This is a genomic window from Streptomyces sp. NPDC012794, from assembly GCF_042901085.1.
Taxonomy (GTDB): Bacteria; Actinomycetota; Actinomycetes; order Streptomycetales; family Streptomycetaceae; genus Streptomyces.
In genome coordinates this window covers 37,262-49,863 of sequence record NZ_JBIBCI010000023.1, presented here as the reverse complement: position 1 = coordinate 49,863, position 12,602 = coordinate 37,262, and the positions used below count along the sequence as shown (strand labels likewise).

Below are 12,602 nucleotides of genomic sequence, written 5' to 3'. Positions count from 1 at the left end.
TCAGGCCGTCTCTGCCACGAGGCGCTCGACGGCCGCGATGGCCTCGGGCACGGCGCCCGGGTTCTGGCCGCCGCCCTGGGCCACGTCGGGCTTGCCGCCACCGCCGCCGCCGAGGGTCTTGGCGGCGGCGCGGACCAGGTCACCGGCCTTGAGGCCGCGCTCGCGGGCCGCCTCGTTGGTGGCGATGACGGTCAGCGGGCGGTCGTTCGCCACGGTGAACAGCGCGACGACGGCCGGCCGGTCGCCCTGGATGCGGCCGCGGACGTCGAGGACCAGCTTGCGCAGGTCGTCGGCGCCCGTGCCGTCCGGCACCTGGCCGACGACGAGGGCGACACCGCGGATGTCCTGGGCGTTGGAGGCGAGACCGGCGGCGGCCTGGAGGACCTTCTCCGCGCGGAACTTCTCGATCTCCTTCTCGGCGTCCTTCAGCTTGCCGAGCATGGAGGCGATCTTCTCCGGCAGCTCCTCCGGACGGCCCTTGACCAGCTCCTGGAGCTGGGCGACGACCGTGTGCTCCTTGGCGAGGAAGTTGTACGCGTCGACGCCGACCAGGGCCTCGACGCGGCGCACGCCGGAGCCGATGGAGGACTCGCCGAGCAGCTTCACCAGACCCAGCTGGGAGGTGTTGCCGACGTGCGTGCCGCCGCACAGCTCCTTGGAGAAGTCGCCGATGGTGACGACGCGGACCCGCTCGCCGTACTTCTCGCCGAACTCGGCGATGGCGCCCTGCTTCTTGGCCTCGTCGATGCTCATGATCTCGGCGGTGACGTCGAGCTCGCGGGAGAGCACGTCGTTGATCTTCTGCTCGACGTCGGTGAGGACCGTGCCGGGGACGGCGTTCGGGGAACCGAAGTCGAAGCGGAAGCGGCCGGGGCTGTTCTCGGAGCCGGCCTGGGCGGCCGTCGGGCCGAGGGCGTCGCGCAGCGCCTGGTGGGTCAGGTGGGTGGCCGAGTGGGCGCGGGCGATGGCCCGGCGGCGCTTGACGTCGATGGCGGCGTACGCGGAGGCGCCCACCGTCACCTCGCCGACCTGGACGGAGCCCTTGTGCACGGAGACGCCGGGGACGGGCTGCTGCACGTCGCGGACCTCGATGACGGCGCCGGTGTCGAGCTTGATGCGGCCCTGGTCGGCGAGCTGACCGCCGCCCTCGGCGTAGAAGGGGGTGCGGTCGAGGACGACCTCGACCTCGTCGCCCTCGGAGGCGGCGGGCGAGGAGACGCCGTTGACCAGCAGGCCGACGATGGTGGACTCGCCCTGGGTGGTGGCGTAGCCGGTGAACTCGGTGGCGCCGGCGCCGTCGGCGATCTCCCGGTAGGCCGACATGTCGGCGTGGCCGGTCTTCTTGGCCTTGGCGTCGGCCTTGGCGCGGTCGCGCTGCTCCTGCATCAGGCGGCGGAAGCCCGGCTCGTCCACGGAGAGGCCCTGCTCGGCGGCCATCTCCAGGGTGAGGTCGATCGGGAAGCCCCAGGTGTCGTGGAGCAGGAACGCCTTGTCGCCGGAGAGGACCGTGCCGCCGGCGGCCTTGGTCTCGGTCACCGCGGTGTCGAGGATGTTGGTGCCGCCCTTGAGGGCCTTCAGGAAGGCGGCCTCTTCGGCGAGGGCGACGGTCTCGATGCGCTTGCGGTCGGTGACGAGCTCGGGGTACTGCTGCCCCATCGTGTCGATCACGACGTCGATCAGGTCCTGGACGACCGGGCCCGTGGCACCCATGAGGCGCATGTTGCGGATGGCGCGGCGCATGATGCGGCGCAGCACGTAGCCGCGGCCCTCGTTGCCGGGGGTGACGCCGTCGCCGATGAGCATGACGGAGGTGCGCATGTGGTCGGCGACCACGCGCATCGAGACGTCGGTGTGCTGCGCGGCGCCGTACTGCACGCCGGTGAGCTCGGTGGCCTTGTCCATGACCACGCGCAGGGTGTCGGTCTCGTACATGTTCTGCACGCCCTGCAGGATCATCGCGAGGCGTTCGAGGCCGAGGCCGGTGTCGATGTTCTTCGACGGCAGGTCGCCGAGGATCGGGAAGTCCTCCTTCCCGTCGCCGGCGCCGCGCTCGTACTGCATGAAGACCAGGTTCCAGATCTCCACGTAGCGCTCGTCGTTGACGGCCGGGCCGCCCTCGACGCCGAATTCCGGGCCGCGGTCGTAGTTGATCTCGGAGCAGGGGCCGCAGGGGCCGGGGACGCCCATGGACCAGAAGTTGTCCTTCTTGCCCAGGCGCTGGATGCGCTCGGCGGGAACGCCGATCACGTCGCGCCAGATCGTCTCGGCCTCGTCGTCGTCGAGGTAGACCGTGATCCAGAGCTTCTCGGGCTCCAGGCCGTAGCCGCCGTCCGCCACGGAGCTGGTCAGCAGCTCCCAGGCGTACTTGATGGCGCCTTCCTTGAAGTAGTCCCCGAAGGAGAAGTTGCCGCACATCTGGAAGAACGTGCCGTGGCGGGTGGTCTTGCCGACCTCTTCGATGTCCGGCGTACGGACGCACTTCTGCACGCTGGTGGCCCGGGGGGCGGGGGGCTTCGTCTCGCCGAGGAAGTACGGCTTGAAGGGGACCATGCCCGCGTTGACCAGCAGCAGAGTCGGGTCGTCCGCGATGAGCGACGCCGAAGGGACAACGGTGTGACCGCGCTCCTCGAAGAAGCTCAGCCAGCGGCGGCGGATTTCAGCCGACTCCATCAGTGGTCCTCATTCCGGTTGGGCGTGACCGTCGATTTGCTCGAACGGTGGGTGTTCTGGTCGTTCTGGTGGTGCGCGATGGCCCGCAGCCGCCGCGGCCCGGGGAGGGCGGTGACGTTGTCGGGCATCCCGGGGTCCTGGTGCAGCCCCAGTGCGTCGTTCAGCTCGTCCTCGCGCTGGGTCATTCCCGCCCGGACGTCGAGGGCGAATTCCTTGAGGCGGTGCCCGGCCTCCACGGCCTTGTCCGCGGCCTGGGCGGCGAGGCTCTCCGGGGTCAGCTTCTTCAGCTGCCGGTTGACCTTGGTGGTGGCCCACACGCCGGCGGCGGCGCCTGCGGTGAACCAGAAGGCTCGGCGGAACATCGGCGGTCTCAGCCCTTCTGTTTCCGGCGCCGGGCCGACGGCACCGTACGGCCGACGATCACGGTTCGCCGGGTGGTCTTCTGCGGGGCGTCCTCCGTGCGGCCCAGCGCCTTGCGCACGCCGTAGCCGAAGGCCGCGACCTTGACCAGGGGGCCGCCGAAGGTGGTGGCGACGGTGGAGGACAGCGCGGAGGCGTTGGAGGTGACCTCCTGGACGTCGCTCGCGATGGCGTCGACCCGGTCGAGCTGGGTGCGCGCGGAGCGGACGGTGGTCGAGGCGTCGGCCAGCAGCGGGACGGCCTGCTCGGTGACGTCGGCCACGAGCTTGGTAGCCGCGCGGAGCACCTGCGCGAGCCGTACCAGGACCACGGCGAGGAAGGACACCAGGATGGCCCAGAAGACGGCCACGAGGATGCCGGCCACCTCTCCACCGGACACGTTGCACCGCTCCCTGATCAGCTTGCCTACGGATTGAACTACGGAGAAAAGTCTTCCTCCGACCCTATCGCGCCGGAGATCCGCCGCAGTACCGGAATTCCGGGTCCGGCGCACGCCCGCGCGGACCCGTCTTGTACGCGGCGCGTCCGGAACAGTACTCTCCGTGTCCCATGCGACAGCGACCCAACCGACGAGTGACGCCGGGCAATCTTCCCTCGGAGCTGAGTTCCTTCGTCGGGCGGGGTGCCGAACTGGCCGCGGTCGCGCGGCTCCTGGAGTCGTCCCGGCTGGTCACCGTCACGGGGATGGGCGGCGTGGGGAAGTCCAGGCTGGCGCTGGCCGCGGCCCGAGCGGCCGCCGGGGAGCAGCAGGAACGCTACTGCGACGGCGTCTGGCTGGCCGAGCTGGCCGCCCTGCGCGATCCGGCGCTGCTGGAGTTCACCCTGGCCGAGGCCCTCGGCCTCACCGACCACACCGTCCGCCCGCCCCGCGCGGTCCTGGCCGAACACCTGGCCGGTCGCCGTCTCCTATTGGTCCTCGACGGGTACGAACAGCTGGTCGACGAGGCGGCCGCCCTGCTGGGCGGGCTGCTGCGCCGCTCCCCCGGCCTGCGGGTGCTGGCGGCCGGCCGGCGCCCGCTCGGCCTGGACGGGGAGGCGCTCTTCCCGCTGGCCCCGCCCGCCCCCGCGGAGGCCCTGGCCCTGCTGGCCGAACGGGCCGCGGCCGCCGACCCCGGCTTCGCGGTGACGGCGGCCGTCCGGTCGGCCCTCACCGAGCTGTGCGCCCGGCTCGACGGGATCCCGCTGGCCCTGGAGCTGGCGGCGGCCCGGCTGCGGGTGCTCTCCCCGGAGCAGGTCCTGGCCCGGCTGGAGGACCGGTTCGCGCTGCTGACCGGCGGGGCGCGCGGGGCGCTGCCGCGGCACCGGGCACTGCGGACGGCGATCGGGTGGAGCCACGAGCTGTGCACCCCGGCGGAGCGGCTCCTGTGGGCCCGGCTGTCGGTGTTCGCCGGGCGGTTCGACCTGGACGCCGCGGAGTACGTGTGCTCGGGTCCGGACCTGCCGGCGGACAGCGTGCTCGACCTGGTCGGGGAGCTGCTCGCGCAGTCGGTGCTGGCGCGGGAGGAGACGCCGGCGGGGGTGCGCTACCGGATGCTGGAGACCGTACGGCTGTACGGGGCGGGGTGGCTGGAGTCGCTCGGTGACGCCGGGCGGCTGCGGCGGCGCCACCGGGACTGGTACGTGGGGCTGGCCACGTGGTGCGAGCTGGACTGGTTCGGCCCGCGCCAGCAGGAGGTGGCCGCGCTGATGGAGGCGGAGCTGCCGAATCTGCGCCTGGCCCTGGAGTGCTGCCTGGAGGAGCCCGGGGAGCAGCACCTGGGGCAGTACCTGGCGGGGACCCTGTGGTTCTACTGGGCGGGCTGCGGCCGGCTCACCGAGGGCCGGCACTGGCTGGCGCGCAGCCTGGAGTCCGGGCCGGGGCAGGCCGGTGAGGGCGAGGAGTACGAGGGCTCGCGGCTGAAGGCCCTGTGGGTGCTGGGGTACGTGGCGGCGCTCCAGGGTGACGCGGTGGCCTCGATGGGCGCGCTGCACGAGTGCCGGGACCGCGCGCAACTCACGGGGAACCGGGTGGCGGCCGCGTACGCGGTGCACCGGCTGGGGTGCCTGGCGCTGGTCTCGGACGAGATGGCGCGGGCCGGGGAGCTGCTGGGCGAGGCGCTGGAGCGCTACCGGGAGGCCGGGGAGCTGAACAGCAACGTGCTGATGTGCCAGGTGGAGCTCGCGATGGCGCGGGCCTTCCAGGGCGACCTGGCGGGCGCGGTCGCGCTGTGCGAGGAGGTCCGGGACGTCTGCCTGGAACGCGGGGAGCGCTGGACGAAGGCGTACGCCTTGTACGTGCTGGCGTACGCGGCCCTGGACGAGGGGGACCCGGCCCGTGCCCGGCGGCTGCTGACCGAGTGCGTGACGGTGAACCACACCTTCCGCGACCTGGTCGGGCTCGTGCTGGCGGTGGAGCTGCTGGCACTGGTCACGGTCACCGAGGGGGCGGCGGCCGAGGCGGCGGTGCTCCAGGGAGCGGCGGAGCCGATGTGGGACGGGGTCGGCCTGCGGCTTTTCGGGTCGGGGTACTTCAACGCGCCCCGGCTGCTGTGCCAGGAGCGGGCCGGTGAGGTGCTGGGCCCGGAGCGGTACGCGGCGTACGCGGACGAGGGGCGGCAGCTGACGCTGGAGGCGCTGGTGCTGCGGGCCCAGTGGGCTGCCGGGCCGCGCCCGGGAACGGAAAGGCCCGCCGCCCCCCGGAGGGGACGGCGGGCCGATACCAGCCTGTGAGGGCTACGGCCGCCGGATCAGCGGGCGTAGTACTCGACGACGAGCTGCTCGTCGCAGATGACCGGGATTTCCTTGCGGTTCGGGTCGCGGTCGAGGCGGAAGGCCAGGGCCTTCAGGTTGACCTGCAGGTAGCGCGGCGTCTCGCCCTCACCGGCGTAGCCACCCTCGCGGGCGACCTGGAAGGGGTGCTTCTCGCGGCTGCGCTCGCGCACGGTGATGACGTCGTCCGGACGGACACGGAACGACGGCTTGTCGACCTTGCCACCGTTGACCTCGATGTGGCCGTGGACGACCATCTGGCGGGCCTGGTAGATGGTGCGGGCGATGCCGGCACGCAGGACCAGGGCGTCCAGACGACGCTCGAGCTCGACGACCAGCGCCTCGCCCGTCTTGCCCTCGGCCTTCTTCGCGCGGTCGTACGCGCGGGCCATCTGGCGCTCGGAGATGTCGTACTGGGCGCGCAGACGCTGCTTCTCGAGCAGACGGACCTTGTAGTCCGAGTTCTGCTTGCGGCCACGGCCGTGCTCGCCCGGCGGGTAGGGGCGGGCCTCGAAGTACTTGACGGCCTTCGGCGTCAGGGCGATGCCGAGGGCACGGGACTTCTTGACCTTGGGTCGCTTCTGGTTCACGTGGAACCTACCTCCATGTAAGTTAGGTGAGGCTTACCTTAGCGAGGAGGACGTAATGTCTCGACCACATGGGATCCCCCTGCCCAGTGCGCGCCGCAGTTCGGGTTCCAACGAAACGGAATCCGCTTTCGACGACGATAGGCAAGGTCAGCCGCGTCCCAGGGAAGGCGTTCGGCAGCTCACCGGAGCCGAACGCGTACGAACCCTCGTAGAGTCCAACGCCTCAGTATCCCTCACGCTGCCGGGTGCTCCTGACCAGGCCGAGTGGTGGACAGGGGTGCCGGCCGCGCGGACCGTCACCCCGGACGGGGACGTGATCCTCCTGGTATCAGGGGAATCCGCGGCTGCCAGGGCTGCCGCTCACGCCCAGGACGACGACCTCACCGCCGTGATCGAGATCACGGATGTGGCGCCGGTGTCCGTGCCCCATCGTATCCGAGGCCGCGCCCGGCTCTCCGGGTGGCTGACCACGGTGCGCGGGGAGGCCCGCGCGGCCTGCGCGGCGCTGCTCGTGGAGCGGCGGCCGGTGGGCGAGCTGCTGGGCCTGAGCGAGTCGCAGGACCCGCCGTACACCGGCCGCCCCGCTTGGACGATGCTGCGCCTGGAGGTCGGCGAGATCTCGCTGGACGACCTGTGGGGCACCGGCCCGGTTGACCCCGACGAGCTGGCGGCGGCCGAGCCCGACCCGCTGGCCGCCCACGAGACCGAGCTGCTCCAGCACCTCGCCTCCGCCCACGCCGACCGGGTGGCCGACCTGTGCGCGCTGCTGGGCCCGCGCGCGGCGGCCGGGACGACCGCCGTCCCGCTGGCCCTGGACCGGCTCGGGCTGCGCGTGCGCTTCAGCCGGGGCCCCGGCCGGACCTCCTTCGACGCCCGGTTCGACTTCCCCGAGCCGGTGGCGGACGTCTGCGGGCTGCGCCGGGCGATGCGCGCCCTGTTCGCCGCCGCGCGCTGAGGTCACGCGGAGGCGGGGCCGCCGCCCCGCAGCCGTTCCCGGACCTTCTCCACCACGTCCGCGTAGCGCGCCTCGGCGCCGTACCGCGTCGGCTCGTAGTACCGCTTGCCGTGGATCTCGTCCGGGGCGTACTGCTGCGCGGCGATGGCGCCCGGCACGTCGTGCGGGTAGACGTAGCCCACCGCGTGCCCCAGTTTCGCCGCGCCCTTGTAGTGCCCGTCCCGCAGGTGCGCCGGAACCGCCCCGGCCAGCCCGGCCCGTACGTCGGCCAGCGCGGCGCCGATCGCGGTCGTGGCGGTGTTCGACTTCGGGGCGAGGGCCAGCGCGATCGTGGCGTGCGACAGGGTCAGCGCGGCCTCCGGGAAGCCGATCATCGCCACCGCCTGGGCCGCCGCCACCGCCAGCGGCAGGGCAGTCGGGTCCGCGAGGCCGATGTCCTCGCTCGCGGAGATCATCAGGCGCCGGGCGATGAACCGGGGGTCCTCCCCCGCCTCGATCATCCGGGCCAGGTAGTGCAGCGCCGCGTCCACGTCCGAGCCCCGGATCGACTTGATCAGGGCGCTCGCCACGTCGTAGTGCTGGTCGCCGTCCCGGTCGTAGCGGACGGCCGCCCGGTCCACGGCCTCCTCCAGGGTCTGGAGGGTGATCTCCTCCTCGCCCTTGGCGATGGCCGAGCCGGCCCCGGCCTCCAGCGCGGTCAGCGCCCGGCGGGCATCGCCGCCGGCGATGCGCAGCAGGTGTGCCTCCGCCTCGGCCGGCAGGGACACCGCCCCGCCCAGCCCCCGCTCCTCCGTCAGCGCGCGCCGCAGCAGCGCGCTCAGGTCCTCGTCGGTCAGTGGTTCCAGCGTGAGGAGCAGCGAGCGCGACAGCAGCGGGGAGATGATCGAGAAGTACGGGTTCTCGGTGGTCGCCGCGATCAGGGTGACCCAGCGGTTCTCCACGGCGGGCAGCAGCGAGTCCTGCTGCGCCTTGCTGAACCGGTGGATCTCGTCGAGGAAGAGGACGGTCTCCTTGCCGTAGCCGCCGGCGGCGCGCTTGGCGCCCTCGATGACGGCCCGGACCTCCTTGACCCCCGCCGTGATCGCCGACAGCTCGACGAACCGCTTCTTCGTGGCCTGGCTGACCACGTAGGCGAGAGTGGTCTTGCCGATGCCGGGCGGTCCCCAGAGGATCACCGACGAGGCTCCGGCCGGCCCCCCGGCGCCCTCCCCCACCAGCCGGCGCAGCGGCGAGCCCGGCTTCAGCAGGTGCTGCTGGCCGACGACCTCGTCCAGGTTGCGCGGGCGCATGCGGACGGCGAGCGGGGAGCTCGCGGGGTCCTTCTCCTGGCGGTCCTCGGCGGCGGCGGTGAAGAGATCTGGTTCCACACCGGAAGCCTAAGCGAGCCCACCGACAGGGCGGCCGCGCTCAGGAGGTCCAGAAGTCCCACCAGCGGGTCAGGATCAGCATGCCGATGATCCCGATGTGCAGCACGGGCAGCACCCAGGTGAACTCGTCGAGGAAGCCGCGCAGCCAGCCGGGGGCGGGCAGCAGGCCCTGGCGCACGGTGTGGGAGGTGACGTACCAGAACATCAGGATGGTGGCGGCCCAGGCCAGGCAGCACCACAGGCAGAGCGAGTTGATGTTGTACAGCGACTGGTACATCAGCCAGGTGCAGAATCCGACGCCGAAGAGGGTGCCGGCGTTCAGGGCCAGCCAGTACCAGCGGCCGAACCGGGCCCCGGCCAGCAGGCTCATGCCGACGCAGATCACGATCCCGTAGGCGACCAGGCCCAGCATCGGGTTGGGGAAGCCGAAGACGGCCGCCTGCTCGCTCTTCATGATGTTGCCGCAGGAGACGATCGGGTTCAGGGAGCAGCCGGGGGTGAAGTTCGGGTCCTCGAGCAGCTTGAACTTGTCGATGGTGATCACCCAGGCGGCCAGCAGCCCCGCCGCTCCGGTTGTCACCAGCAGCCAGGCCAGTGCCCGGCTCGCGCCGACGGTCCGCGCAGCGGTGTCCGCGCCTGCGCCTGTTGTCGTCATCCCGATCCCGCCCGCTCCGCGTCCGCAAGGTCATCAAGCAGGGCCATTGTGCCGTACGGGGGCGTCCGCCATCCGTTCGGCGGAGATAAGGACGGCCCGGGAACGCCGGTGGCGGGACGGGGATCCTTCCCCGCCCCGCCACCGGAGGACGCTGGTGTCAGGCCAGCCGGGCCCGTACCTCGGCGACCACGTCGGCGACCGCCACGGCGGTCTGCTCCCCGGACTCCAGGTCCTTGAGCTGGACCACTCCGTCGGCGAGGTCGCGGTCGCCCGCGACGATCGCGAAGCGCGCGCCGCTGCGGTTCGCGTCCTTCATGGCGCCCTTGAGGCCCTTGCCCCCGTACGACATGTCGGCCGCGACGCCGGCCTTGCGCAACTCGGTCACCAGGGCGAACACGGCCGGCTTGGCCTCGCCCAGCGCCACCGCGAACACGGCCGTGGAGGCCGGGATGTCCAGCTCCACGCCCTCGGCCTCGAGCGCGAGCACGGTCCGGTCCACGCCGAGCGCCCAGCCGACCGACGGCAGTGCCGGTCCGCCGATCATCTCGGACAGGCCGTCGTAACGGCCGCCGCCGCCCACCGCGGACTGCGAGCCCAGGCCGTCGTGGACGAACTCGAAGGTGGTGCGGGTGTAGTAGTCGAGGCCGCGCACGAGCTTCTCGTCGTCCTCGAAGGCGACACCGGCGGCCGAGACCAGGGTGCGGACCTCCTCGTGGTACGCCTTGCACGCGTCGCACAGGTAGTCGCGCAGCACGGGCGCGCCCACCAGCTGCTTCTGCACCTCGGGCCGCTTGTCGTCGAGGACGCGCAGCGGGTTGATCTCGGCCCGGCGGACGGTCTCCTCGTCGAGGTCCAGGCCGCGCAGGAAGGTCTGCAGCGCCTCCCGGTACACCGGGCGGCACTCCTTGTCGCCGAGCGAGTTCAGCAGGATGCGGAAGTCGCGCAGGCCCAGCGACCGGTACGCCTGGTCGGCGAGGATGATCAGCTCGGCGTCCAGTGCCGGGTCCTCGGCGCCGATGGCCTCCGCCCCGACCTGCGAGAAGTGGCGGTAGCGGCCCGCCTGGGCGCGCTCGTAGCGGTAGTACGAACCGGAGTACCAGAGCTTGACGGGCAGGCCGCCGAGCTTGTGCAGGTTGCCCTGGAGGGCGGCTCGCAGCACCGAGGCGGTGCCCTCGGGGCGCAGGGCGAGCTCGTCGCCCCCCTTCGTCGTGAGGGTGTACATCTCTTTGCTGACGATGTCGGTGGACTCGCCGACACCGCGCGAGAACAGCTTGACGTCCTCGAACCCGGGGGTCTCGACGTAGCCGTAGCCCGAGTTCTTCAGGGGCGCGGCGATCGCCTCGCGGACCGCCAGGAAGGTGGCGGACCGGGGCGGCAGCAGGTCGTACGTGCCCTTGGGGGCCTTGAAGGTGCTCACGAAACTCGTCACATTCCTCGTCGTGGGGCGGCGGTGTCGCCCCCCGGGCCGGCGGCGACCTCCCGCAGGTACGGGTTGGTCGCGCGCTCGCGGCCGATGGTGGTCTGGGGACCGTGGCCGGACAGCACCACCGTCGAGTCGTCCAGCGGCAGGCACACGCGGGCCAGCGACTGGAGCATCTCGGCGTGGGAGCCGCCGGGCAGGTCGGTGCGTCCGATGGAGCCGGCGAAGAGCAGGTCGCCCGAGAAGAAGACCGGCGGGACGTCGGCCTGCTCGGGCATCCGGAAGGTCACCGACCCCTTGGTATGCCCGGGCGCGTGCGCCACCGAGAACTCCATCCCGGCGAGCTTGAGCCGGCTGCCGTCGCCGAGCTCGCGGACGTCGTCCGGCTCTCCCACGGTCAGCTCCCCCATGAGCGGCATGCCGATGGAACGGCCGAGGGCCTTCTCCGGGTCGCTCATCATGTAGCGGTCCTCGGGGTGGATCCAGGCCGGCACGTCGTGTGCTCCGCACACCGGGACCACCGAGGCCACATGATCGATGTGGCCATGGGTGAGGACGACCGCGACGGGCTTGAGACGGTGCTTCCTCAGCGTCTCCTCGACTCCTTGGGCGGCCTGGTGGCCCGGGTCGATGATGACGCACTCCTCACCGGCGGCGGGGGCGACCAGGTAGCAGTTGGTGCCCCAGGCCCCGGCGGGGAATCCGGCAATCAGCACGTTCGTCCTCAATCGTCGTCCGGCGGGAGGCAGCGGATCGGAATCTGCTGCTCAGAGCCTACCGGCGGCCTTCATTACACAGCGAACCCATATACGGTACGGCCTAACCCAGCCCGGACAGCGATATCAGAGACGCACAAGGAGACGACCCGGTGGTCACGAGCGATCAGCGTCGGCGACAGCTCGCCAGGGAGAAGTACGAGCGCCAGCAGAAGCGCCGCGCGGAGGCCCGCCGCAAGTCGCGGCAGCGCCTGGCGGTCATCGGCGCGGCCGCGGCCGTGGTGATCGCCACGCTGGTCGGCCTCGTCGTGGGCGGTGTCTTCGACGGCGAGGACACGAAGGACGCGGCGGCCGACCCCTCGTCGTCCCCGTCGGCGCCCACGCCGAAGAAGTCCCCCTCCCCCGCGATGGCCATCGACGACAAGGCGAAGTACACCTTCGGCCTGAAGACCAGCGCGGGCGACGTCACGTTCGAGATGGACGCGGCGAAGACGCCCCAGACGGTCAACTCGTTCAAGTCGCTCGCCGACAAGGGCTTCTTCGACAAGACCAAGTGCCACCGCCTGGTGACCGGCGGGATCTTCGTCCTGCAGTGCGGCGACCCGGAGGGCACCGGCATGGGCGGCCCCGGCTACAACATCCCGGACGAGAACCTGGACGCCCTGGGCAAGCCGAACGAGCAGGGCCAGGTGATCTACCCGGCGGGCACGGTGGCGATGGCCAACACCGGCCGCCCCGGAACCGGCGGCAGCCAGTTCTTCCTGGTCTACAAGGACAGCCCGCTCGCCCCGTCCTACACCCCCTTCGGCAAGATCGACGCGGCCGGGCTGAAGGTGCTGGAGGAGGTCGCCAAGGCCGGGACCGCCGACGGGGCCCAGGACGGGGCCCCCAAGACCCCGGTGACCATCGAGAAGGGCACCGTCACCAAGAACTGACGGGCGGCGCGGCCCCGGGGCGGCGGCCCGCCGCCCGTACGTCGATATTCCGTCGTGCGGGATGCGGACAGCCGGCCCGGCGGTCGCCTATGTTGGCGTTGTGCAGGGCGGGCGCTGCCCGCCCCA

At 71.9% G+C, this 12,602-nt stretch carries 11 protein-coding genes; 3 read left to right on the top strand and 8 right to left on the bottom strand.

The genetic code is table 11. The features are described from left to right. From alaS to ACFY7H_RS30100, 3 genes are read right to left on the bottom strand one after another with little or no spacing between them, the layout of a single operon-like run. On the bottom strand, window positions 1–2,670 hold the full coding sequence (gene alaS, locus ACFY7H_RS30110) for an alanine--tRNA ligase (RefSeq protein WP_388944490.1): 2,670 nt from the start codon (window positions 2,668–2,670) through the stop codon (window positions 1–3). Next, window positions 2,670–3,032 (bottom strand): DUF6167 family protein, encoded by a 363-nt coding sequence (locus tag ACFY7H_RS30105; protein ID WP_388944487.1) that lies wholly within the window; start codon window positions 3,030–3,032, stop codon window positions 2,670–2,672. Before ACFY7H_RS30105 ends, alaS begins: the two co-directional genes overlap by 1 nt. Window positions 3,033–3,040: 8 nt before the next feature. After that, complete coding sequence (locus ACFY7H_RS30100; protein WP_388944484.1) at window positions 3,041–3,469, bottom strand: DUF948 domain-containing protein; 429 nt, start codon at window positions 3,467–3,469, stop codon at window positions 3,041–3,043. A gap of 170 nt (window positions 3,470–3,639) precedes the next feature. On the opposite strand from ACFY7H_RS30100, the gene ACFY7H_RS30095 reads away from it, so the two are divergent. Next, window positions 3,640–5,799 (top strand): ATP-binding protein, encoded by a 2,160-nt coding sequence (locus tag ACFY7H_RS30095; protein ID WP_388944482.1) that lies wholly within the window; start codon window positions 3,640–3,642, stop codon window positions 5,797–5,799. Window positions 5,800–5,816: 17 nt separating this feature from the next. Here ACFY7H_RS30095 and rpsD read toward each other — a convergent pair whose 3' ends face one another. Then, entirely contained in the window at window positions 5,817–6,428 is a 612-nt protein-coding gene (gene rpsD / locus ACFY7H_RS30090; protein WP_007263048.1) for a 30S ribosomal protein S4, read from the bottom strand. Window positions 6,429–6,483: 55 nt separating this feature from the next. Here rpsD and ACFY7H_RS30085 point away from each other — a divergent pair, with 55 nt between their 5' ends. Beyond that, a complete protein-coding gene (locus tag ACFY7H_RS30085) occupies window positions 6,484–7,383 on the top strand; it encodes a DUF2470 domain-containing protein (RefSeq protein WP_388944477.1) in 900 nt (299 codons plus the stop codon). A gap of 2 nt (window positions 7,384–7,385) precedes the next feature. Here ACFY7H_RS30085 and ACFY7H_RS30080 read toward each other — a convergent pair whose 3' ends face one another. The 4 genes from ACFY7H_RS30080 to ACFY7H_RS30065 all read right to left on the bottom strand — a co-directional run bounded on the left by ACFY7H_RS30080 (window position 7,386) and on the right by ACFY7H_RS30065 (window position 11,541). Further along, window positions 7,386–8,750 (bottom strand): replication-associated recombination protein A, encoded by a 1,365-nt coding sequence (locus ACFY7H_RS30080; RefSeq protein ID WP_388944473.1) that lies wholly within the window; start codon window positions 8,748–8,750, stop codon window positions 7,386–7,388. Window positions 8,751–8,790: 40 nt separating this feature from the next. Then, entirely contained in the window at window positions 8,791–9,405 is a 615-nt protein-coding gene (locus tag ACFY7H_RS30075; RefSeq protein WP_388944470.1) for a vitamin K epoxide reductase family protein, read from the bottom strand. 157 nt (window positions 9,406–9,562) lie between these two features. Then, window positions 9,563–10,822, bottom strand: a complete 1,260-nt coding sequence (hisS, locus tag ACFY7H_RS30070) for a histidine--tRNA ligase (RefSeq protein WP_388944467.1) — start codon at window positions 10,820–10,822, stop codon at window positions 9,563–9,565. Between the two features lie 8 nt (window positions 10,823–10,830). After that, on the bottom strand, window positions 10,831–11,541 hold the full coding sequence (locus ACFY7H_RS30065; protein WP_388944464.1) for an MBL fold metallo-hydrolase: 711 nt from the start codon (window positions 11,539–11,541) through the stop codon (window positions 10,831–10,833). Between the two features lie 152 nt (window positions 11,542–11,693). Here ACFY7H_RS30065 and ACFY7H_RS30060 point away from each other — a divergent pair, with 152 nt between their 5' ends. Beyond that, on the top strand, window positions 11,694–12,476 hold the full coding sequence (locus ACFY7H_RS30060) for a peptidylprolyl isomerase (protein ID WP_388944461.1): 783 nt from the start codon (window positions 11,694–11,696) through the stop codon (window positions 12,474–12,476). The last annotated feature ends 126 nt before the right edge of the window (window positions 12,477–12,602 follow it).